Source organism: Kriegella aquimaris (genome assembly GCF_900103215.1).
Taxonomy (GTDB): Bacteria; Bacteroidota; Bacteroidia; order Flavobacteriales; family Flavobacteriaceae; genus Kriegella; species Kriegella aquimaris.
In genome coordinates, this window is record NZ_FNGV01000001.1 from 335,990 (window position 1) to 359,906 (window position 23,917).

Consider the following 23,917-nt stretch of genomic DNA (forward strand, 5'->3'; position numbering starts at 1 on the left):
ACTTGATGACCAAAATCTTTGTTGGGGGAACTGGATATTATATAAGTGAAAATGACAAATCTGGACGAATTACCCGGATTTTTTTGACCCAAGTTATGCTGGTAAAGGATTAGGAAAACAGTCAGTAGAACATTGTTTGAAAATATTTCATAAAGATAAAAGAATAGAAAAATTGATTGTTACAACCTCTTAACTTGCCTATAAGTTTTTTGAAAAATTTAATTATAGCATTAATCGAATCGAAAAAAATTATTGGGGCGAAAATCTTGATTTATACGAAATAGAAAAATCTAACGAATAGAAATCAGCCGCCATTACAACGCATATCCCTTTATCTTGATAAATTATCTACCTTGGCGAACATTGTTTCCTGACGGAAAAATAGTAACAGAACGTTAATGCAATAAATCATTCTGTAAAAAAAAGAAAGTGGAATGATTAGTGTCCGTTTAGCGGAGTATCCATTAATTTAGGGGAGTCATACTTGGATAATCTAATAGCAACTAAACTTCTCTAGTGTATTATCACTATTTTAAAAATAAAACTCCTAATGCCACACCTTGAATTAGTTTATGAAAACAACGATTATATAGTCGTAAACAAAATGGCTGGACTTATAAGTGAAAAAAGTCCTTATGAGGATTGCACAGTTGAGAATCAAGTTCTTGATCACCTTTTAAAAAATAAACGGAAACCCTATATTGGAATAATACATAGATTAGATCGTGTGACAAGTGGCGTATTAATTTTTGCCAAGAAAAAAAGTATTCTTGTGGAATTCAACAATCTATTTAGTAGTCGAAAAGTTCAGAAAACTTATTTGGCAATAGTCAAAAACAAACCACCAAAGAACAAAGGAAACCTAATTAATTTTCTCGTAAAAAATAACCTAGAAAAAAGAGCAGATATAGTCCAATCACAATTAAAAGGTGCCTCACAATGCATTCTTTCCTATCAAGTTATAGACAAAAACGATTTTGGCTATCTTCTAGAAATAAAACCAAAAACTGGTAGATTCCATCAAATAAGAGCCCAACTTGCAAATATAACGCTACCCATTATCGGAGATAAAAAATATGGATCAGATGAAGAATACCTCCCGCTATCTATTTGCCTTCACGCATGGAAATTAACTTATCAAGTCACTGGTGGCAAAGAATTCAAAACCTTCGAAGCACCTTTGCCAAAAAACGATTTTTGGGCATTCAAATCTATTTAAACTTTGCAGCCAAAATAGGGGAAAATAAAATATAGTTATATGGTGTAAAGAACCTCTATCAAATTCAATAATGTACACGCAATCAAAGTTTTCACAAATATTTTCAGGCAAAAAAACCTTCTATTCAGCTTGTAATATACCTACACATAGAACCTATAAAGTAATTCGAAATTTGGGGTTTAATTCTAACTTTTATCTATATTTATATTTTCCGCAAAATCTTTAGAATTTACTTAAGTGATTTCTATTTTTAAGAAGGAATGCTTTATAACCCTATGCCAAGTTGACAATTAAAAAAGAAAAATAATTTCAAATCAAAAAGCCTTTGCCATGTGCGCAGATAGAAACGAAAAATTTTCTTGCCTTCGCACTACTTCTAGCTTTGGCGTCTTTTACTATTCAAATCGTACCAATGAAAAATCTATTAAATTATATAAATGCCCGATTTTCTTTAACTAACAATGATAATAGTCTACTGGAAAAGTGTTTTATCGCTATGGATACTCCTTCACAAACCAAACTTTTGGAAGCAGGACAAATAGAGCGTTATATTTATTTTTTAAGTGAAGGAATTGTAAAAGGTTATCAAAACATAGATGGCAAATTAGTAATTCAGCATCTAGTTTCTGAACAAGATTTCTTCACCTCTTTAGATAGCTTTATGGAAGAAACACCTGCCTCGGACTATTACGAAACCATTACCGATTGTAAACTGATTAAAATATCTAAACCAGACTTTGAACTTTTACAAGAAAACACCAGTTTTTGGAATGATTTTGTAAAAGCAGTTACCAACGAGCACTTAAATTGCAAGTTAGATCGTGTTAAAGATTTTCAAATTTTAACGGCTAAAGAACGTTACATTAAGTTTATTAATCAAAACCCAAAGTTGGTTTTAAACGTTTCTGTAGATAACATCGCTTCCTATTTAGGCATAGAACCCCAGTCGTTAAGTCGTATACGGAAACAAGTTGCTTTCTAACAAATGTTATATTTAAATTCTTAATTACTACTGACATTTGCTCAAATAAAAAACAATTATATGAGCAACGAAATTTCGTTAGTGACAGGTGCAAATGGACATTTAGGCAACAACCTAGTTAGGCTGTTGCTTTCTAAACACCAAAAAGTAAGAGCAACAGTAAGATACATTAATAATCTAGAATCTTTTGAAGGATTAAATTGTGAAGTGGTACATGCTGATATTACGGATAGAGAATCACTTAAAAACGCATTTAAAGGAATAACCAACATATATGCTGTTGGTGCAAATTTTAGTATGTGGGCTAAAAACCCTAGAACTGAAATTTATGATAATAACGTACAAGGAACTCAGAATGTCTTTGATATAGCAAAAGTCTGTGGAGTTAAGAACATTGTTTATGTAAGTTCAGTAGCGTCTTTAGATTTTACAAAGTTACCTGCAAATGTAGATAATGGCTACAATAAAGATAGGAGAAACTGGTACTATAACTCCAAAAATGATTCTGATAAACTTGCAATTGAGCTAGGGAAAAAATATAGAATCAGAACTGTTTTAGTTTTACCTTCTGCAATGATCGGTGGTATAGCGTATAAATTGAGCTATACCAACAACCTTGTTTATCAAATTTTAAATGGCGAAATTCCCGTTGACACAAATGTTACATTAAATTGGATAGATGTTAAGGATGTCGCTTTTGGAGCATACCGAGCTATGCAAAAAGGTAAAAACGGAGAACGCTACATTCTATCGAACGAACAACATACAACCTTACAAGAAAGTGTGAAAATAGCAGCTGAACTATATCCTGAATTAAAATTAAAAACGCCAAAAAAAGTACCCAAATTTTTGTTATACGCTGTAGCAGGATTAATGGAGTTTGGAAGCAAAATAACTGGAAAAGAACCGTTATTACAACGACATTATTTAGATATGTTTTATGGATTAAAACAGGATTATGATATTACAAAATCAAGACAAGAATTAGCGTTCAATCCTAAGCCATCAAAAAAGGCATTGATAGACGCTTTAGAATATCTGAAAAATGATTGGAAAAACGGTATTGACCAATATTAAGAACATAGAGCGTTTAGGCTTATTTGATGAACAACACATAAGGGATAAAGGAGTATCAATTAGGTTCATTCAATATACGGTGTAAACTATGTCCCTTTAACTTTTTAAAGATTTGACTTGTCAACTTATATCATCACTTTTGGGAGTTTACCCAATCATTGACCCTACGTTCCAATAATTTCAAGGGTAAAGCGCCACCCCCGAGAACGGTATCGTGGAATCCTTTAATATCAAATTGGTCCCCTAATGCCGCTTCGGCCTTTTTACGCAATTCCTGAATTTTTAGCATTCCGATTTTATAACCGGTAGCTTGGCCCGGCATCACCATGTACCGCTGAACTTCTGCCTTTATTGCCCCGTCTGAAATGGAGGAGTTTTCTTTGAAATACTTGATACCGTCTGCTTCGGTCCATCCCTTGGCATGTAATCCTGTGTCGACCACTAAGCGAATGGCTCTCCATATTTCATTGACCAAACGACCAAAATCATAATATGGATTCTGGTACCCGCCCATTTCTTTGGCCAAAGCTTCTGTATATAATGCCCATCCTTCACTGTAGGCATTGAACCCTGCTTGCGTTCTAAACTTCGGAACAGATTCTAACTCTTGGGCAATGGATACCTGCATATGATGACCGGGGCTTCCTTCATGATAAGCCACACCTTCCATGGTTGAACGGGGCATTGCATTCATATCCGATAAATGCACATAATAAGTACCTGGCCTAGATCCATCAGGTGTACCTTGCATATAGTGTTGCGGTGCACCATCTTGTTCCCTAAAGGCCTCAACGCGCCTCACTTCCAATTTAGCTTTAGGTAGCATTCCGAAATAATCCGGTAATTTTTTATTGATGGTATCTAAATATTTAGTGGACTCATCTAAATAGGCCTGCCTCCCTTCGTCAGTATTCGGAAAGAAAAACTGTTTATCAGTATTTACAAACGTAAAGAACGCATCTAAATCACCATCAAAACCAACTTTATCTTTTATAGCCATCATCTCTCCCTTAATTCGGGCTACCTCTTTAAGCCCAATTTCATGAATTTCATCGGCAGTAAGATCTGTTGTAGTTGAAACCTTTAATCTGTAATTATAGAAATCTTTACCATTGGGGTGGCGGCTAACTCCCGTTGGCTTTGGTTCTGCATTATCTTCTTCGCTTTCTAGCCAAGATAAAAGATTTTCATAAGCCGGTTTAAAATAATTATTGATCGCTGATTCTGATTGCGCTCTAAGAGACGTTGCTTCTTCGGAAGCTATTTTTTCAGATGCTAAGAGGGCATCAATTTTTCGATTCATATCTTCCAAAATGGGCGTACCATTGCGCAACCCCTGTGCTTGCCTAATTACGGTTTCAAACGTAAATTTCGGAGGGATTATTCCTAAAGCGGCTTGGTCTTTTGCCCTCGCGATTAGCTGATTAATTGCCCTACCCGTTTCCTGAATCCTAGAAACATAGGCCTTCATATCTGAAAGACTATCCACTTTATGAAAATTAATCAAATAATTGGGCAAGCTGGTATGGTTTCCACGCATCTGGTCAAAAACATAACTCATATCCCTAAAAATCTTACCCTCCTTTAGTGTTTCATATTGATAGACCCATAAATCATAAGAAGTTTGATCTGTATCATTTAGATTATCATAATTAAATTTTTCTTTTAATTCTTTGACGCTTTGGGTATACCAAGCCAACTCTTTATCCTCGGCCTCTTTACTCATGTCATCAATTTTGTCATACTGATCTTTTCGACCTTGAACGGTAAGGCTCAAAGGACTCATCTGTAGCAACTCCTCGTATTTAGTATCAAACCATTTGTTGAGTTCTTCCGATTGGTCGACTACTTGCTTGGGGGCTTCTTTACAAGCGGAAAATGATAAAAAAAGAAACATTGGTATACCTAGAAAGATAATTTTTTTCATAATATGTGTTTGTTTATTCGCTGGTTGGGTTACTAAAAATTGTTTCAAGACAGTGCAAATGCAAATAGCATTGGGGCGTTTTTTAAATTAATAGCAATTTACACAATTTGATGTCTTCAAAGATCCTTTATTGAAACGGACCTAGCCCCAAAAATAGTAGTAGCCCGTTTTCTGCCACCTTATGAACTAGCAAAAGAAGTTTATCATTAAGGATAAAAAACCCGAAACTAAAGTGAAGTGAACTGTGTTATTTTACTCTACTCCTTAAATTTTTTTTCTGAAAATATTATTATAGGGAATTTTACCGGTCATACATTGTATTTCGTACTTTTTCCTTCTTAAATGCAACCTTAGTAATTCCCTATTGTCTTTAATAGAGAATTAGCGACAAAACTTAACAGAGTAGTTGGAAACTGATATCCGTTTTACGCACCAAGCGCTTGTAGAGCAATCTAAGACAGGCCATCGCAGCTCGCAATACCAGTTGTATTCGCTCTATGTCGATGCTATGTACAACACCAGTTTACGTATGTTGGGCAATAAAGAAGATGCTGAAGATATCGTTCAAGACAGTTTTGTCGACGCCTTTAAAAATTTAGCAAGTTTTAAATACGACAGCTCGTTCGGGGCTTGGCTCAAACGCATCGTCATCAATAAGAGCATCAATTATCTTAAAGCAAAACGGATTGCCGTTGTATCGATGGATGATCATGAATATCATCTTACTGACGAAACCGTTGAAGAAACCGAAGCTGTCGACATTAAAAAAGTAAAAAAGGGAATAGAAGCGCTGCCCGCTGGTTATAAACAAATTATCAACCTCTATTTGATCGAAGGTTATGACCATTATGAAATTGGTGAGGTTTTGGGTGTTTCGGTATCGACCTCTAAATCGCAATACCATAGGGCAAAGAAAAAATTAGTGGAAATTATAAATGGATTATGATGGATGATTTTGAAAAACATATTAGGGATAACAAAGTAGCGTTCGATGAACATAAAGTGGATAGGGCTCGACTTTGGGCTAACATCACATCGAAACTAGACGATAACACTGTAAAAGTCGTGCCTTTATGGAAATCACCGCTGCTTAGAATAGTCGCAACGGTAGTAATTCTTCTAGGCATCGGAGCTTTTATTGGCTTGAGCATTTTCGGCGGTAACTATAACACAGAAGATCGTTTTGCCTCCCAAGAGTTAATGGATATTGATATGCACTATAGGAATCTGGTGTCGCATCAAGTGCAATTGCTGCAGAACAACCCCAAGCTTTCCGATAGCGAAAAAGAAGAGTTCCTCTCCTTTATGGATGAACTTGATGAAGAATATGATGTCTTACGACTAGATATGCAAGAAAACCTGGATAATGAACTGGTACTTGAAGCCATCATTACCAATTACAAAAAGAGAATTGAACTGATAGAGAATTTGCTCAAGCAAATAAACAACTCTAAACTAAAAGATGACAATTATGGCTACACCCTCTAAAAATCTGCTGATTACCATGGTCGCCGTTTTCTTTAGCCTGGCGTTGTCGGCTCAGGAGAAAGTGTCTAAAAAGATATCTAAGACCTACGATATGACTAGTGCCGGTGAACTATACCTCGACAACAAATATGGCGATGTAACTATTCAGGGTTGGAAAAAGAATTCGATAGTCATTTCGGTTGAAATTAAGGTCAGCCATAAGAAAAAGGAAAGCGCTGAAGATCTCTTAAATCGTATTTCCCCGACTATCAAGGTATTGGACAACTTTATATCGGTAAGTTCAGATATTGCCGAAAAAAGTACAGGCTTTTTTGCCAAGTATTTTAACAAAGCGAATCCGTTCGATTTTGACCGTAGCAATGTGCAAATAAATTATACGGTCAACCTTCCGGCGAATGCCGAATTGGAAATCCTCAATAAATTCGGCGACGTTATTATAGAAGATTATACAGGAAAGTTAAAATTAGACGCGCAACATGGCGATGTATGGATCAATGAAAACCTTAATAATGCCGATATAAATCTTAAATATGGCAAACTTAGGGCCGAATCGATAAATTATGGAAGCATACGCTTAAAAAACGGAAGCCTGAATTTAGAGAAATCAAAAGATTTAAGACTAAACAGTAGTGGGTCAAATATCGATATTGAAGAGATTACATCGCTTGAAATCTATTCGAGTAAAGATGAGATTACCATTGATGAGGTCGAATCGATAAATGGATCTCTTGAATTCACCAATATGCAAGTGAACAATCTAGACGACGAAATCAATCTAAGCATGAAAATAGCCGATTTTAAAGTAGGTACGATCCACAGTTCAGATGCCTCCATTATCATTTATCAAGAATCATCCGAAATCAGTTTGAATATCGAGGGTTTTTCGTTCAATTTCGACGCGACTTTGGAAGAAGGGCTGGTTCGCCTACCAAAATCTTTTAAAAACGTGAATACCAAAATGCTCGATAAAGGAAAAAGAGTCCGCGAAATAACCGCAAAATATGGTAAAGATACCCCTGGTAAAATCTCAATAACAGGTGAGAAAGGGGTTATACTTCTTAAAGATTAGAAATAAAATTTTGACCAAATGCAACCTTTTTTAAAGCAACTTGTCTTTAAAAGTAATCAATCAAAAAAATATCGGATGAAACAATTAAAATCAATAATTTTAGGATTCTTACTAAGTTTACCAGTATGTGGCATAGCCCAAGATGAAACAGATTATGTCGAATTTAACGATCGTAAAAATGTAGTTCACGGGGTGTACCTTGGCCTTAATATGGCATATGGTGAAATAAAGAACAAGGACACTTTCTTTACCGGACTTAAAGTCGCTTATGTAGCAAACCAACAATTCGAAGTAGGTCTATCTACCGTAGGCTTTTATTCCCAACAAAATTTAACTGGCGCATTATCTGCCAACAATGAAGATTTAATTGGCGGTTATGTGGGGTTACATCTAGAACCTATCTTTTTTAGCAAATCACTTGTCAACCTTTCTTTTCCTGTATTAATCGGTGCTGGGGCCGTGGGTTACGTGGATGGGGATTTTTTCGAAAATGATGATTACGATTATGACCATGACGATTTTGAAACCGCCGATGCAATTTTTGTATTGGAACCTGGGGTAAACCTTCTTTTCAATGTATCTCGTTATTTACAGTTGGAAGCGGGCGTGAAATACCGGTTTTCAAGCCACATAGACCTTGCTCCAAATTCCATATCTCGAATAAGCGGTTTTTCCGGCGGTATCGGAGTAAAAGTAGGCATTTTCAATATGGGCAGAAATCGCTATAAAAAGAATCTCTAAAATGAAAAACGAATCCGTCACCCGTTGCAGTATTTGTCATGATGTTATTCAGACACAACATGTTTTTGCCGAAAACAATCAAGTGTTTCTTAAAATAATTTCAGACGAAATCGCAACAAAAGAAACCTTTGAAGACCAATGGTCGCCCATTAACTTTCAATGGATATCCGATTTCGAAATTAGAAAAAACTTAATCCATCAATCAAATCGATAAAATGAAAACTACAACGTACTTTCTAAGCCTTATATTAATTAGTTCTCTGTTTTACTCCTGTGATCTTGATCATGTCTTAGTATCTAAAAGAATTACAACACGAGAAGTCAGCTATTCTGATTATAGTGGTCTAAAGGTTTCTAATGCCTTTAACGTTTATGTGACCTTTTCCGAAACGGAAGAAAAGATAGAAATTGAAGCCAATGAGAACCTACAAGACAAAATCAGTGTTCAAAAGGAAGGAAATGATCTCGTCATAAAAATGAAAAGACACACAGTTGTTCGTGGAAAATCGACCTTGGATGTCTACATTAAAACAAAAAAAATTTCAAATTTTGATATTTCGGGAGCATCGGAAATCACTTTGGAAAATGAACTAGTAGCTCAAGATGTACACCTTGAACTCAGCGGGGCATCGGAGTTTTATGGTGCCCTGAATGTGGAACAATTACAGTTACGTGCAAGTGGTGCGTCGAACTTAGACCTATTTGGAAATGCCGATCAACTAGATGCTTCTCTTGCGGGAAGTAGTGAATTAAAAGATTATGACCTTATCGTTAAAGCGCTCGATCTTCGTCTCTCCGGGGCCAGTGAAGCTTTTGTTTCCGTTACGGAGACTATCGATATAAGCGCCTCTGGTGCTAGTACCTTATATTATAAAGGTGATGCTATAATACGAGATGAAAGTTTATCGGGGAGCTCTAATGTCAAAAAAAGAGATTAGCACCTAATCGTTTAGATGATGGGGGTGAATAAAAAGCTAAAATAGTAGTCGTTGTAAACGAAGTGAAGCTATCTGTACCTTCATAGTAAATAAATTACAGAGCGCTTCGTACCTCGCAATGATGTATCACATGCCTTTTTAGACACCCTCCTTGTTTTCAAAATTTTCCCTTAGTGTTTAAAATCAGGAACGGAGCTTGTCATTTTTCCGGTTCTACCGTAATATTTAAATTTTGAGCGGTCGTGCTGCCTAATACCTTAAAACGTATGCGATATAATTGTTCTCCCCATATGGAAAACAATCTTGAGTCTTCTTCAATAGTAATAGTTTCTATGGTGGGTGCTAAGATTTCAGGGTCATATTGCATCGATAAGCCACCCTTTCGTTGACCAAGTCGTAGTATGCCTGGTTTTATGATTTTAGGTTCTAGGGAAGCCATAAAATTAAGTTGTGTGTCTCCCACATTCTCTGAAAGCGTATACGAATCGGAAATTTCAAATTTTTCACCTCTTAGCAACGTATAGCTGCGCTGCCAGTTTTCTACCTTAGCCTCTTTTGGATACGCACTAGAAATATCAAGCGAATACGAAACCTTATCTTTTTCCGCAGTGTAAGAACTATTTTTAGCTTTGAATTCCAACCCATCTTTTTGGTCCACGCCATTAATGGTTGGCAGGTTATGGTAGCCCGATTGCATGGTCCATATCGAATACCTTTCTTTACTAAAGGTTTTGGCCGTATAGGTATCCACTCCAACATCGATCAGAGCAGGGGTACCATTGTAATACAATATAAAAGTACCCACATCATTATGGTTATGGCTTTCGGCATTATGGCCACCCTTCGCTGCAAATTAAAGACCATCACGACTTGCTTCTTGGTCTCGAGCAGCCATTATCTGTGTGTTTGGCAAATAGAAATCGCTTAAAAGTGGTTCCGTGGCTTTGGCATTTTTAATTTCGTCCATATTGAACAAGTCATCTAGTGCCAATTCTATTTTACCTTTAAAAGCACTTTCCCCAAAATGTTGACTTTTAGCCAGAAATGCTCCAAAACCACTCATTATTGAATCATTTATGCGTTTACCATATCGGTAAATGGTACCAGGTCTTGATTTTAGTTTGGCCGAAGCATCGGCAAAATTCACAAAATATTCGCCATTGATATAGGCCCTATAGATGTACTTTCCTATATTTTGCACAAGCTCTTGATCGTAGATATCTATTTTACCATTACTTCCCTTATAAAGCAGTTCTAAATAATCGAACAACTTGCCACCCGCATGACTCCAATACGACGGACCCTCTTCGCAGCCTCCGTCGTCTTTGTAATAATTCATGAATTCATCAACGGAGAGCATGCTCTTTTGCACATTCACGCTTCGGGTTATAGAGTCTTTCTCCATAAGTAAAATACAGTTCAGGGCATTATAATTGCACCATGGATTCCAATTATTAACGCTCTCATTGGTATAGCCCATCCACCAAAAATCATTTCGGGTATAATAAGGCGTGAGGACTTTTTTATCGATTTCAAATCTTAGTCTTTTCAATATTAAGGGGTTCACCCTATCTATTTCCTCCTCTAGAAAATGATGTGTCCATGCCAAGTTGACCGCCACTTTTCCTACGCCGAGATCGATTGTTGGTTCGAGTACATCGGGCAGTCCCGCACCGGCCCGTTGAAGGGATAAATGTGCCGAATTGCCCCAGTAGGTCTGTTCGCTATAGTAAAATATACCGTTAATGATATCTTTTAAAAATCGTCCTTTCCCTTCGACCAATTCAGCCAAAACCAAGGCTTCAAATGCCTGAATATTCTCTCGATACGGCTTTTCCATGATGGTACGACTGCCACTCTTGGTGAACTCCAAGTAGTGTGAAACCGGAATATACTTCCAGTTATATTCCAAATAATTTTCTCCTTCCTTGATATAATCCGACCTTAGCTTTTCAGGAATTTTCTCCCATTCACCTCGCTCTTTATACGCTGGGTAAGGTACCCAAGATTGGTCTTTAACAATATGTTTTTTGATGGTGTCGTATGGATAATTACCACTCAATAAGTTTCGATAGGCCTGGGCATTGGTAAGTTGTACGCAAATAAAAAAAATGAAAAAGAAAAGTCCTGTTCTCATGTTCTGCTTTGTGGCTTGAGGTTTTAAGGGATAAAACGACCGATTCAAATAAATTTGTTCTAAAAGAAGACAGAAAAAAAGCCCCACAAGGGAGCTTTTTTCATATGCACAAAAACTGCTATGCGATGATGTCAAGTGCTTTTGTGGTTTTCCACGCACCACGTGTAAAATCAGGAAATTCTTGTGGCGCACCATTTTGAGCTACAGAAGCTTCGCTAAGCGGGCCTACGGCACTCCAATAGCAACTTTCATATACATTTTGGTCCAGTGGCTCGCCTTTTCTAAGACATTCAATGATGCGATAGCGCATAATGAAGTCCATTCCTCCATGACCTCCCATTTTCTTGGCCAATTCCCCTAATCTTTTATACAAGGGGTGTTCGTATTTCTCAAATATGGCATCTAGCTGATCACCTTCTGCCCATTCGTGGTGACTATCGGGTCCACCAGGAACACCACCTTCCAGAGCCACGCGATTTGGGAAACCTGCCAAGGTTCCCTTGGTGCCTTGAATTAAATTATGGCGTGTATATGGCCTCGGGCTCGTTTCGTCCCATTGAACCATAATAGTTCGTCCCATATTTGTTTTTATGATGGATGTGCTTATATCCCCTCCTTTATAATCCAATTGGTTCCATTGGTGGTCAGCGGGAAAATTCTTTTTAGCGTAAAGTGCACGTCCTTTGGCCGGTGAAGAAAAGGAATTCATAAATTTAAAGTTATCCTCGCCTCGTGCCAAGTTCATGTACTGGGCAACCGGACCCAAACCGTGTGTCGGATAAAGGTTTCCGTTGCGATTGGCATAGTGATAGGTACGCCACGATCCCGTTCCCCGTTCAACCTCGTTCATTTGCCCTCTAAGCTCATGAATATAGGATGCTTCACCATGTAAAAGTTCGCCAAGGACACCTTGACGGCACATATTCAAATAAATAAGCTCTTCACGACCGTAGTTGACGTTTTCCATCATCATACAGTGCTTATTTGTTTTTTCGGAAGTATCGACAATCTCCCACATTTCCTCTATAGTCAATGCAAGTGGTACTTCAACAAATGCATGCGCACCACTTTTCATGGCTTCAATGGCCATGGGAGCATGCAATTTCCAAGGAGTACAAATAAAAACAGCATCAGGTTTTTCCTTTTTCAACATCTCCTTCCAATCATTCTCTCCTCCTGTATATAATTTGATTTTTTTATGACGCTCTCCCTTTCCGTTCTCTTTACACTTATCCGCTGACTTTTGCGCCAAGTCTTCATACAAATCGCAAATAGCTACGACTTCTGTTCCCTCAATTGCAGCAATCTGATGGGCATGGCCTGCACCACGAGCACCAACACCAATAAAAGCACAACGTACCGTATCCAGTTTTGGAGCGGAATAATCGCCCATATAAGTGGCCCCGGGAGATGGCGATGGGGCATCATTTTTAAGTATTTGACCTTGTGCATTCGACAATGCCGGAGTTACTGCCAACCCAAGACCGGCAATCGATGTTTTTCTAAGAAAATCCCTTCTGTTTGTGCTCATTGTATCTAAATATTGTTATGATCTTTTGCTAAAGTACAAAAAATGGTAAAAAGAAAAGACGAAATAGATTTACGGATTTAATGGCGCGATTTTAGTACTTTTTCAATGTCTTGAAGCGTAAAGCCTTTTGCTTGTAATAAAATCAAATAATGAAACAATAAGTCGGAACTTTCATCCAAAAATAACCGATCATCGTCATCTTTTGCCTCGATTACGACCTCCACAGCTTCTTCCCCTACTTTTTGGGCAATTTTATTGATGCCTTTTCTAAATAGCGAAGCGACGTAGCTCTCCTCATTTTCTTGATTGTCTTTCCTATCTTTTATAACTTTTTCCAACTCGGATAAAAACCCGAAAGAAGATTTGTTTTCTTCACCCCAACAGGTATCAGTACCCTTATGACAAGTTGGCCCAACAGGATTTACTGTAATCAATAGGGTATCGTTATCACAATCATTTTGAACGGTAACTAGATTTAAAAAATTACCGCTCTCCTCCCCTTTCGTCCATAACCGTTGTTTGGTCCGACTAAAAAAAGTAATCTTTTTAGTTTCTTCGGTCTTTTTCAAAGCTTCTTCGTTCATGTACCCTAACATCAATACATTTTTGGTAGTAGCATCTTGAATAATAGCGGGTACGAGTCCGTCTTTGTTTTTATTGAAATCTATCTTCATAATTTTGTTTTTCGTGGTTCGTTGTTTGTTGCTGGCTTCTCTCGAACAACCATCAACTAGCAACGATCAACGCTATTGTAATCTCACAGGAATTCCGTTTTCCTGTATTTTTTTTTTCAAATCTTTTATTTCTATTTCTTTAAAGTGGAAAACACTGGCCGCAAGGGCTGCATCGGCTTTCCCTTTTGTAAAGGTATCCACGAAATGTTGCATATTGCCAGCACCACCGGATGCGATAATAGGAATGTTCAACTCGGTAGACAATCTAGCCAAAGCTTCATTTGCAAAACCATCTTTGGTTCCGTCGTGATCCATAGACGTAAATAAAATTTCCCCGGCACCTCGCTCTTCCACCTCTTTAGCCCAATCGAATAAATTGAGTTCGGTGGGAACTTTTCCTCCGATCAAATGTACTTTCCATTCTCCATCGATTTGTTTGGCATCGATTGCAACTACGATGCATTGCGATCCAAATTTAGCTACCAAATCATTGATGAGCTGTGGATTTTTAACGGCCGAAGAGTTAATAGAAACTTTATCAGCTCCATTATGCAACAAGATATCAACATCTTCAACGGAAGATATACCGCCGCCTACCGTAAAAGGTATATTCACCTTTTCGGCCACGTGATATACCAATTCGGCCAAGGTCTTACGCTTCTGTTCAGTTGCCGATATATCTAGGAAAACAAGTTCGTCGGCCCCGGCCTTACTATAAATTTCTGCTAATTCAACGGGGTCGCCCGCATCTCTGAGGTCTACAAAGTTTACTCCCTTTACCGTACGACCATCTTTAATATCCAGACAGGGAATTATTCGTTTTGCTAGCATTTTTTTCTTATTGGTTTAATATAAACTTTTCCAATTGTTTTAATTCTATCCGATTTTCGTAAATCGCCTTGCCGATAATGGTACCTTCACAACCCATTTCCTGCAGTTTAGGTAGTTCATCGAAATCAGATATACCGCCGCTAGCGATAAGTTTTAACGAAGAGTCACATTCCGTTAAAATTTTCTCGTACAATTCGAACGAAGGTCCTTCCAGCATTCCGTCTTTACTTATGTCTGTGCAAATGACATAAGCGATTCCCTCGGTTTGATATGACTTTATAAAGGGAATCAATTCTTCTTTCGACTCTTCTTGCCAACCAGAGACCGCTATTTTCTCGTCCATGGCATCGGCGCCCAATATAATTTTATCAGATCCGAATTTACCAATCCATTGGGTGAAAATATCCCTATTCTTTACCGCAATACTGCCGCCTGTAATCTGTTGCGCACCACTTTCAAATGCAATACGCAAGTCGTCATCTGTTTTCAATCCGCCACCGAAATCGATTTTTAGACCGGTGTTAGCGGCAATGCGTTCCAATACTTTATGATTTACGATATGTTTGGACTTGGCACCATCTAAATCGACCAAATGCAAATGTTTGATGCCATGGGCCTCGAATTGCTTGGCAACTTCTAAGGGATTTTCATTATAGATTTTCTTGGTGTCATAGTCGCCTTTTGAAAGCCGTACACATTTACCTTCTATAATATCTATTGCTGGTATTATTCTCATTGCTATTTTGCTGTTTCCAGTTTCAAAAAGTTCCTTAGGATATTCTCCCCAACTTCACTGCTCTTTTCCGGATGAAACTGGGTTCCATAAAAATTGTCTTTTCCTAGAGCCGCGCTATAATTTAAATCGTACTCAGATTCGGCAATGGTTTCATTACAGATCGGGGCATAAAAACTATGAACCAGATAGATATGTTCCTTTTCCGCGATATTCTTAAATAAATCAGATTTCAAATTGGAGATTTGGTTCCATCCAATTTGGGGAACCTTAACCTTCTCAGAAAATCGAACCACATCGACATCAAAAATTCCTAAACCTTTTGTATTGCCCTCTTCTGATGAATTACACATCAATTGCATTCCCAAACATATGCCCAGAACAGGTTGCTTCAATAGAGGTATCACCTTATCCAAACCACTGTCTTCCAGTTTTTTCATGGCACTACTCGCCTCTCCGACACCGGGGAATATGACTTTATCGGCTTGTTGTATTTCTTTAACATCATGGCTCAAAACTGCCTCATACCCCAAACGATTAATAGCAAATTTTATACTCTGAATATTTCCTGCACCGTAATTTATAATGACAATTTTCATTTACAATACTCCTTTAGTAGACGGTAAGACCATCTTTTCAACATCGCGTTTGACTGCCATTTTAATCGATTTAGCAAAGGCTTTGAATATGGCCTCGATTTTATGGTGCTCATTAGTACCTTCTGATTTGATATTCAAATTTGCCTTTGCCCCATCAGTAAAAGATTTAAAGAAGTGATAGAACATTTCAGTTGGCATGTCGCCTACTCTTTCACGCTTAAAATCGGCATCCCAAACCAACCAATTTCGTCCCCCAAAATCGATGGCTGCTTGGGCCAGACAGTCATCCATAGGCAAACAGAAACCATAACGTTCAATCCCTAATTTGTTTCCTAAAGCTTTGTGAAAGACTTCACCCAAGGCGATAGCGGTATCTTCAATTGTGTGGTGTTCATCGACTTCGAGATCACCGTCAACTTTTATATCGATATCCATTTGACCGTGACGTGCCAATTGATCCAACATATGGTCGAAAAATGACAAACCAGTTTCAATTTTGCTTTTTCCCGTACCGTCAAGGTTCACCTTGATATATATATCGGTTTCATTGGTTTTTCTGTGAATCTCCGAAGTTCGGTCGCTCAACTTTAAAAATTCATAAATCTTCTCCCAATCATTACTTTCCAATGCAATAATATCGTTTAGCGCTTCACGTTTTACCGTTATTTCGCCTGTTCCCAAATCGGTATTGTCATTGATGAAAATACCCTTCGCTCCCAAATTCTTGGCGAGCTCGACATCGGTTAATCGGTCACCGATGACAAAGGAATTTTTCAAATCGTAATCTTCGGAGAAATATTCGGTCAGTAAGCCTGTACCGGGCTTACGCGTGTTAGCATTTTCATGTGGAAAAGTTCGGTCCAAAAAAACCTTATCGAAAACAACCCCTTCATTTTCAAATGATTTTAAAATGAAATTATGAACCGGCCAGAAAGTCTCTTCAGGAAAAATATCGGTACCTAGGCCATCTTGGTTTGTAATCATAACCAATTCATAATCCAGTTCTTTAGCTATTTTTCCCAAATAGGTAAATGCTTTGGGATAGAAAATCATTTTTTCGAATGCATCGATTTGTTCATCTTCTGTTTCTTTAATGATGGTTCCATCCCTATCAATAAAAAGTACTTTTTTTGCCATATTCGATTCTCTAGAATTTGATGGCGCTTTTGGTTTTAAGCCAATATTAGCGCCCCAATACGATTTATAATATTTATTCTTTAATTTAAAGATTTAAGCACTGAAATTAACTGCTCGTTCTCCTGTACGGTACCTATTGTAAAACGTAACGTATTTTCACACAATGGTTGTGTTGTTCTATTTCGCACAACAATACCTTTGGAAAGCAGTTCTCGATAACGTTTATTGGCGTCATCAACCTTGGCTAAAACAAAATTGGCATCTGAGGGGTATACCTTCTCAATGAAGTTTACTTTGTTCAAAACTTTCAGTAATTCCCTCTTTCCTTCCAATATATCTGCTATTTCCCTTTCAACCAAATCAATGGCCTTAACCCGTTCGGACGCCTTTTGTTGTGTGAGTTCGTTGACATTATAAGGCGGCTTGATTTTATTTATAACATTAATAATTTCCGCGGAAGCGATACATATTCCTAACCGAATACCCGCCATGCCATAAGCCTTTGAGAGCGTTTGGGTAACAACTAAATTAGGATATTCCTTCAATTTTTTCGTCCAACTCTCATCGCTGGAAAAATCAATGTACGCTTCATCTATTATTACCAACCCTTTGAAGCTTTCAAGTAAAACTTTAACAATATGTGAAGAAAAGCTATTCCCAGTGGGGTTGTTCGGAGAACATAGAAATATCATTTTAGTATGTGCATCCACTTTTTGGAGGATAGCATTCACGTCTGGCTGAAAATCCTCGGTCAGTAAAACCTCCCGATTTTCGATGTTGTTGATACCTGATAGTACTTTATACATACCATAGGTAGGAGGTAGCGAAATAATATTATCTTCCTTAGGCTCACAAAATGCCCGGAACAACAAGTCCAACACTTCATCACTACCGTTGCCCAACAATATATTTTGTACTTCGACACCCTTCTGTTCTGCCAAAACCACCTTAAGACCCCGCTGTTGGGGATCGGGATACCGGTTGACCCCGTTATCGTATGGATTCTCGTTGGCGTCTAAAAATACCATCTTAGAACCGTCGGAAACATATTCGTCCCTCGCGGAGGAATAGGGTTTTAAACCTCTTACATTTTCTCTAACGAGATTATCTATGTTAAATTTATCTTTCACGCTGTACCGTAAACTCTTTTGACCGACAAGGCGATCGTTATTATTTTAAACTTTTTAAACGCAAGGTGACTGCATTTTTATGTGCCTGCAACCCTTCGGCCTCCGCCATTACTTCAATAGTCTTCCCTATGCCTTTCATACCCTCCAAAGAAATTTTTTGAAAGGTCATACTCTTCATAAAACTATCTAAATTCACGCCACTGTATTGTTTGGCATATCCATTTGTCGGCAAGGTATGGTTCGTCCCCGAGGCATAGTCACCTGCACTTTCAGGGGTATAGTTTCCCACAAATACCGATCCGGCATTTGCAATATTATCCACATAAAAGTCCTCATTTTCTACACAAATGATAAAGTGTTCCGGACCATATTCGTTGATTAGATTCAGTGCCGTTTCATCATCTTCAACAAAGATAAGCTTGCTGTTTGCAATTGCCATCTCCGCGATTTCTTTTCTCGGTAAAAGAGCTATCTGTGCCGCTACCTCTTTCTCAACTTCGTTCAATATGGCCTTCGATGTTGTCACTAAAATAACCTGACTATCAATACCATGCTCCGCTTGACTCAAAAGATCCGATGCTACAAAAGAAGCATTCGCTGAATCATCGGCTACGACCAACAATTCACTAGGACCTGCAGGCATATCGATGGCAACCCCATGTTTGGTCGCAATTTGCTTGGCTACCGTGACATATTGGTTACCGGGGCCAAAGATTTTATAAACTTTCGGAATGCTTTCGGTACCGAAGGTCATGGCTGCAATCGCCTGAATGCCTCCTACTTTAAAAATTTGGGTTACCCCACACAAATTGGCTGCATAAAGTATCGCAGGATTGATTTTACCTTCCTTATTCGGTGGTGAACATAGCACAATTTTTTTACACCCGGCAATTTCGGCAGGCACGGCCAACATCAAAATAGTAGAGAACAAAGGAGCCGTACCCCCAGGAATATATAATCCTACTCTTTGTATCGGGCGTTTCTCTTGCCAACATTTTACGCCTTTAGCTGTTTCAATTTCTATTCGCCCCGTTTTCTGTGCACTGTGGAATTTCTCTATGTTCTGTTTCGCCTGCTGAATCGCTATCATCAATTCCGGTGACACCAAATTCTTGGCTTCGTCAATCTCGGCACTTGAAACCAATTGGTTTTTTAATACAGCGCCATCAAATTGCCGCGTATACTTTTCCACTACGGTATCACCTCCATTTTTAACTTCCTTAAAGATCACATCGACCGTGGCCTCTATATCAGCCACAGTTTGGGTAGGTCTTTTAAGTAAAGCTTCCCAATCAGCCTTTTCAGGATTGTATATTTTATTCATTTTCTTTAAAATTTCTTCTGAAAGTGATAACCGATCGCCGTATAGCCCTGTTGTTCCCAAAATCGTTTTCCAGCTTCGTTGTCAACATAACAATTCAGTTCGGAAGCCTCACAACCAATATTTTTGGCATACTCAAAAATCCATTCCATCATTAATTTCCCAATGCCCTTTCCCTGATACTCTGGAATAATATAAACATTGTCGGGCTCAATATGCTTGCCCACATAATACTTGGTTAAAACCCACAATCCAGAAATACCGATCAACTTAAGTGAATCATATACCCCAACACACTGATAGCCTTGTAAAACCATTTGCGCCAAACGCTTTTCCAAAACCGTTTTTGACATCTTCGGATTTAAGCCTTGCAACAATGGAATTATATCATTCAAAACTTCTTTTTCGATGAGTCTTATATCATACATTACAAAACCATTTTCTCAATGGGACAAACCAATATACCCTCGGCCCCTGCCTGCTTCAACTCGCTGATGACCTCCCAAAATTTATCTTTATTGATTACCGTATGCACCGAACTCCACCCTTTTTGGGCCAATGGTAAAACTGTTGGACTTCGCATACCCGGTAATAAGGAAATTATAGTATCAAGTTTATCGTTCGGAGCATTCAATAAGACATATTTAGAACCTCTAGCCCTTAATACAGACTGAATACGAAATTGCAATTTCGCCAATAACTCTTTTCTTTCTTCAGAAATTTTTGGAGAAACTGCCAACACAGCTTCACTAGTAAGCATTACTTCGACTTCTTTTAAGTTGTTTTTAAATAACGTGCTGCCACTTGAAACAATATCACAAATAGCATCGGCTAAACCAATATTTGGGGCAATCTCAACAGAACCACTGATAATATGTAAATCAGCGGTTACGCCTTTATCTTTCAGGTAATTAATTACAGTATTTGGGTATGAAGTAGCTATTCGCTTACCTTCAAAATCTTTTACAGAAGAATATTTAAAAGATTTTGGCACCGCTAGGGAAACTTTGCATTTTGAAAAGCCAAGTTTTTCTGCAATTGAAATATCCTCTCCTTTTTCAATTAAAACATTCTCTCCAATAATGGCAATATCTACCACACCATCTCTTAGGTATTGAGGTATGTCTCCATTTCTAAGGTAGAAAACCTCCATTGGAAAGTTTCTTGAAGATGCCTTTAATTGGTCTTTTCCATTATCAATTGATATACCACAGTCTTTTAGTATCTGTAGCGAGTCTTCATTTAGTCTACCTGATTTCTGGATAGCAATTCTAATTTTTGTCATTTTCTTCTTGTGTTATGTTCAAGCCATCAAAAGAGCTCTAAAAGTAAAACCCGTTTGATTGCTCAAACGGGTTTTTAAATATGTTGTACTACTACAATACATTCCTACCTCGCCTAAGCGTGAGTATGAATATGATGATGTGTAGTTCTGTTTTTCATTATGCTGTAAAAGTAAAAGGTATTTTCCATTTCACAAAACAAAAGTTTAAAATGAAACAAAAATAATTAACTACGTGTTTTAGTTATTTCCTAAAATTAACGGAAGACCATCGCTACCACCTACAATTACCACCTTCGAATTTGGCGACTCTGCCAGCTTTAATGTAGCATCTATACCCTTATCCTTTAAGATTTGATCATTTAACGATGCACTTAAAATACGGTTGGCATCAGCTTTACCCTGAGCTTCAATAGTAACTTTCTCCGCTTCCTTTTTAGCCGTAACCAATCTAAATTCATATTCTAAAGATTCTTGCTCTTGCTTCAATTTTCTCTCGATTGCATCTTTAATCGTTGGCGGTAAGGTTACATCTCTAACAAGAATTTCATTCAATTGAATATATTGTCCTGACACTATTTTTTCAGTCTCATCAAAAATCTCTTGTTGAATAGCATCTCTCTTACTAGAATACAATTGTTCTGGCGTATAACGTCCAACTACTGAGCGGGCAGCTGATCTTATTGTTGGCAACAAAACCCTTTGTATATAATCTTGACCTTTTTCTTGATGCAATTTCCCTAAATCACTACGTATTGGTTCAAACCAAGCCGATGCTTCCAATTTGATATCCAAACCATTACTAGATAACACATTCATTTGCTCAAGCACTTCTTGTTGTCTAACTTCATAAACAGTTACTCTATTCCATGGCGCTACGAGATGAAACCCTTCACCCATTGGCGGCTCATCTGTTACTACACCTCCACCAAACGTTTTATATAAAACACCTGCCTGACCTGAATCTATGGTCACGGTAGATTTAGATAATAAAATAAAAAGTATAATTATGCCTACCACTGTAGGTATAGCAATTTTTGGTAATTTGTCCATATATGTCTATTGTTTCTTGTTTTTAGATTAGTCCGTTATATTTTCGAATAATCCATTCCAAAGTCAAAGCAACCATTATTAGCGCCAATAAAATTCTGAAATCAATCAAAGATACAATATTTTCCTTGCCTTTTTGGGTGGGAACGAATCGGTTATCATGAAAGATATTTTGGATTAAGGAATCTATCTCAGCCGGATAGTACAACGCTCCCTGCGAATCTTTCGAGAGTTGGTTCAATTTCATAAAGTTACTTGAAGAAAACTGCTTTTCCACATCAAAATTCAAAATGGTAAAACGCCCAGATTTTGATTGATTTTCACCTTCAACAGTTACTTTGAAACTATAGGTACCTGCAGGGAGGCTACCAAGGTCAACCTCATAAAAGCCGCCCTTAAGCAATAATGGAAATTCACGTTCAATCTTATTCTCTTCATTCTTTACGACTATCGAAATATCGACATTCGCATCAAAAATAAAGGCTTCATCAAAATAGGTGGCCGAAATTTTAACGTCGTTGCTGCCTTGATAAATTGAGTTGTAGTCGACATTCAATCGGCTTTTCGATTTTGAGGAAGACAAATACAGTATGAGCTTTCCGATAAAATCATCAAAATTTCTAAAATCCCGATTGTTTCGATAACTCTGTACACGCCATTTCCAAAGGTTTTCTCCAAAAAGTAAAGCTTCTCGTCTATTTTCCCCATCTATAATCGATAATAGCGGACTAGCCATATCGATTCCTTTTATTTGCATATTTAAAAGGGTCGAATGCGAAACTTCTATGGTACTCGGACCTGCATTACTTTGAAGTGGAGGAAAATCTTCTAATGAAAAGTCGGATATATCAAATTTAGAAAAACCCTCGTTCTTGACCGGATATATTTCTTGTACCGGATAATTATCTTCAATATGATATCGTTTTTGTATCGCGTTCAAGAAATTAAAATCAGTTTTGGTACCTGTAATAGTGATTACACCCGCATTCTTTTTTTCGATATAGTCATAAACCGATTTAAATGACGGAGTGGGTTGATAAAGGATAAAGAGATCAATATTGTCTATCACCTTGGTTGTCTCGTTTGACTTCATAATGGAGACGGAACGTTGTTCATTTGACTCGATTGCCTTTTTCAGCGCCCCTATATCAGGATGTAACACATCTGAAACAATCGCAATATTGGTTTTTTCGTCGATAACCTCCACAATAACATTTTTTGTATTGTTGGCTGTATTCCGTTCATTTTCTAAAGGATTTATGGTCACCTGCACGTTCTTTATTCCAACAGAAACTGCATCTAAGAGCACATTGACCACCTTGCTGTCATTACCTTCGAAAAAGTTGATTGTTTCGCGATGTACATTTCTACCATTGACCGAAATATTCAACGAAGAACGATTACCCGGCCCATTGTAAGAAACGTGAACTTCAAGTGGAAACTTGTTTTTTAAAAAGGCGTATCGGTTCACATTTATTTGAGCGATGCCCAAATCTTCATATTTTGTGGTGTCGCCTACCACAATAGAATAGATAGGCACTTTGAGGTTCGTACCTAAAAACTCATAGTCTTTACCCAATGTCTGGTTGCCATCGGTTACGAGTACTGCCACTGTCTTCGAAGTAGCATAAATATCATCTATAGCGGAAAGAGCTTTACCAATATCGGTATTCGCTTCTCGAAATGACAAACTATCCATTTCGTTCAAATTGGAACCAAATTGATAATGCTGGAGATTGAATCTTTCCTTGATTTGAGAAGATGCATCAATTTCTTCTAAAATAGCTTCTATATCCTTTTTAAAAGGGCCTACGGAAGTTGAATTATCTGTAAGCAACACCAAATTGACCTTTTCCAAAGTATAATCGAACTTTGAGAATTTAGGGTTAATAAGGAGCAAAAGCAGACCGAAAATCGCTATAAAACGTAAAAATGAGAGCAAAAGAGGTAATCTCCCTTTTCTTTTTTTTCGATAGTAGTATTGTAAAAATACTATGGCCAAGGCCGCTATGGCAGCTAAAAGAATCCACAATAAAGTTACAACCTGCATC

At 37.7% G+C, this 23,917-nt stretch carries 23 protein-coding genes and 1 pseudogene; 9 read left to right on the forward strand and 15 right to left on the reverse strand.

Annotated elements, in window-relative coordinates:
* Positions 1-550: 550 nt before the first annotated feature.
* From BLS33_RS01465 to BLS33_RS01475, 3 genes are all read left to right on the forward strand, one after another.
* Positions 551-1,219 (forward strand): RluA family pseudouridine synthase, encoded by a 669-nt coding sequence (locus BLS33_RS01465; RefSeq protein ID WP_089884566.1) that lies wholly within the window; start codon positions 551-553, stop codon positions 1,217-1,219.
* Between the two features lie 412 nt (positions 1,220-1,631).
* Entirely contained in the window at positions 1,632-2,201 is a 570-nt protein-coding gene (locus tag BLS33_RS01470) for a Crp/Fnr family transcriptional regulator (RefSeq protein ID WP_089884568.1), read from the forward strand.
* A 60-nt stretch (positions 2,202-2,261) separates the two neighbouring features.
* The gene (locus BLS33_RS01475; RefSeq protein ID WP_089884572.1) at positions 2,262-3,278 is read left to right on the forward strand and encodes an NAD-dependent epimerase/dehydratase family protein; all 1,017 of its coding nucleotides are present in this window, start codon (positions 2,262-2,264) and stop codon (positions 3,276-3,278) included.
* Positions 3,279-3,411: 133 nt separating this feature from the next.
* Here BLS33_RS01475 and BLS33_RS01480 read toward each other — a convergent pair whose 3' ends face one another.
* Positions 3,412-5,205, reverse strand: a complete 1,794-nt coding sequence (locus tag BLS33_RS01480) for a DUF885 domain-containing protein (RefSeq protein ID WP_089884574.1) — start codon at positions 5,203-5,205, stop codon at positions 3,412-3,414.
* Between the two features lie 406 nt (positions 5,206-5,611).
* Between BLS33_RS01480 and BLS33_RS01485 the strand changes: the two genes are divergently transcribed.
* The 6 genes from BLS33_RS01485 (at position 5,612) to BLS33_RS01510 (ending at position 9,441) form a co-directional block, all read left to right on the forward strand.
* Positions 5,612-6,151 carry an RNA polymerase sigma factor gene (locus BLS33_RS01485; protein WP_245731242.1) on the forward strand — a complete coding sequence of 180 codons (540 nt, stop codon included), beginning with the start codon at positions 5,612-5,614 and terminating at the stop codon, positions 6,149-6,151.
* Positions 6,148-6,693, forward strand: a complete 546-nt coding sequence (locus tag BLS33_RS01490; protein ID WP_089884576.1) for a hypothetical protein — start codon at positions 6,148-6,150, stop codon at positions 6,691-6,693. The genes BLS33_RS01485 and BLS33_RS01490 overlap by 4 nt, the downstream gene beginning before the upstream one ends.
* Positions 6,677-7,762: a DUF4097 family beta strand repeat-containing protein gene (locus BLS33_RS01495; protein WP_143017556.1), complete on the forward strand. Its 1,086-nt coding sequence runs from the start codon at positions 6,677-6,679 to the stop codon at positions 7,760-7,762. Before BLS33_RS01490 ends, BLS33_RS01495 begins: the two co-directional genes overlap by 17 nt.
* A gap of 75 nt (positions 7,763-7,837) precedes the next feature.
* Entirely contained in the window at positions 7,838-8,503 is a 666-nt protein-coding gene (locus tag BLS33_RS01500) for a hypothetical protein (protein ID WP_143017557.1), read from the forward strand.
* Between the two features lies 1 nt (position 8,504).
* Positions 8,505-8,717, forward strand: coding sequence for a hypothetical protein (locus tag BLS33_RS01505; protein WP_089884583.1), 213 nt, complete (start codon positions 8,505-8,507; stop codon positions 8,715-8,717).
* Position 8,718: 1 nt separating this feature from the next.
* Positions 8,719-9,441, forward strand: a complete 723-nt coding sequence (locus BLS33_RS01510) for a head GIN domain-containing protein (RefSeq protein ID WP_089884585.1) — start codon at positions 8,719-8,721, stop codon at positions 9,439-9,441.
* A gap of 199 nt (positions 9,442-9,640) precedes the next feature.
* Here the strand turns inward: BLS33_RS01510 and BLS33_RS01515 are convergent.
* From BLS33_RS01515 to BLS33_RS01580, 14 genes and pseudogenes are all read right to left on the reverse strand, one after another.
* Positions 9,641-10,273 (reverse strand): annotated as a pseudogene (locus BLS33_RS01515) (heparinase II/III domain-containing protein); the annotation flags it as partial.
* Positions 10,274-10,294: 21 nt separating this feature from the next.
* Positions 10,295-11,578: a hypothetical protein gene (locus tag BLS33_RS01520; protein ID WP_089884588.1), complete on the reverse strand. Its 1,284-nt coding sequence runs from the start codon at positions 11,576-11,578 to the stop codon at positions 10,295-10,297.
* A 118-nt stretch (positions 11,579-11,696) separates the two neighbouring features.
* Positions 11,697-13,109, reverse strand: a complete 1,413-nt coding sequence (locus BLS33_RS01525; RefSeq protein WP_089884590.1) for a Gfo/Idh/MocA family protein — start codon at positions 13,107-13,109, stop codon at positions 11,697-11,699.
* Between the two features lie 77 nt (positions 13,110-13,186).
* Positions 13,187-13,846: a bifunctional phosphoribosyl-AMP cyclohydrolase/phosphoribosyl-ATP diphosphatase HisIE gene (gene hisIE, locus BLS33_RS01530; protein ID WP_262495048.1), complete on the reverse strand. Its 660-nt coding sequence runs from the start codon at positions 13,844-13,846 to the stop codon at positions 13,187-13,189.
* 9 nt (positions 13,847-13,855) lie between these two features.
* Positions 13,856-14,614: an imidazole glycerol phosphate synthase subunit HisF gene (hisF, locus tag BLS33_RS01535; protein ID WP_089884592.1), complete on the reverse strand. Its 759-nt coding sequence runs from the start codon at positions 14,612-14,614 to the stop codon at positions 13,856-13,858.
* Positions 14,615-14,621: 7 nt separating this feature from the next.
* Positions 14,622-15,350, reverse strand: coding sequence for a 1-(5-phosphoribosyl)-5-[(5-phosphoribosylamino)methylideneamino]imidazole-4-carboxamide isomerase (hisA, locus tag BLS33_RS01540; protein WP_089884594.1), 729 nt, complete (start codon positions 15,348-15,350; stop codon positions 14,622-14,624).
* 2 nt (positions 15,351-15,352) lie between these two features.
* Positions 15,353-15,946, reverse strand: a complete 594-nt coding sequence (hisH, locus tag BLS33_RS01545) for an imidazole glycerol phosphate synthase subunit HisH (protein ID WP_089884596.1) — start codon at positions 15,944-15,946, stop codon at positions 15,353-15,355.
* Positions 15,947-17,083 (reverse strand): bifunctional histidinol-phosphatase/imidazoleglycerol-phosphate dehydratase HisB, encoded by a 1,137-nt coding sequence (hisB, locus tag BLS33_RS01550; protein ID WP_089884597.1) that lies wholly within the window; start codon positions 17,081-17,083, stop codon positions 15,947-15,949. It lies immediately after the preceding gene.
* An 80-nt stretch (positions 17,084-17,163) separates the two neighbouring features.
* The gene (gene hisC, locus BLS33_RS01555) at positions 17,164-18,213 is read right to left on the reverse strand and encodes a histidinol-phosphate transaminase (RefSeq protein WP_089884600.1); all 1,050 of its coding nucleotides are present in this window, start codon (positions 18,211-18,213) and stop codon (positions 17,164-17,166) included.
* A gap of 40 nt (positions 18,214-18,253) precedes the next feature.
* Positions 18,254-19,537, reverse strand: a complete 1,284-nt coding sequence (gene hisD, locus BLS33_RS01560; protein ID WP_089884601.1) for a histidinol dehydrogenase — start codon at positions 19,535-19,537, stop codon at positions 18,254-18,256.
* A gap of 5 nt (positions 19,538-19,542) precedes the next feature.
* On the reverse strand, positions 19,543-19,962 hold the full coding sequence (locus BLS33_RS01565) for a GNAT family N-acetyltransferase (protein WP_089884603.1): 420 nt from the start codon (positions 19,960-19,962) through the stop codon (positions 19,543-19,545).
* A complete protein-coding gene (hisG, locus tag BLS33_RS01570) occupies positions 19,962-20,819 on the reverse strand; it encodes an ATP phosphoribosyltransferase (RefSeq protein ID WP_089884605.1) in 858 nt (285 codons plus the stop codon). The genes BLS33_RS01565 and hisG overlap by 1 nt, the downstream gene beginning before the upstream one ends.
* Before the next feature lie 237 nt (positions 20,820-21,056).
* The gene (locus BLS33_RS01575; RefSeq protein ID WP_089884607.1) at positions 21,057-21,869 is read right to left on the reverse strand and encodes a prohibitin family protein; all 813 of its coding nucleotides are present in this window, start codon (positions 21,867-21,869) and stop codon (positions 21,057-21,059) included.
* Positions 21,870-21,891: 22 nt separating this feature from the next.
* Positions 21,892-23,916, reverse strand: a complete 2,025-nt coding sequence (locus BLS33_RS01580) for a vWA domain-containing protein (protein ID WP_089884609.1) — start codon at positions 23,914-23,916, stop codon at positions 21,892-21,894.
* Position 23,917 lies beyond the last annotated feature (1 nt).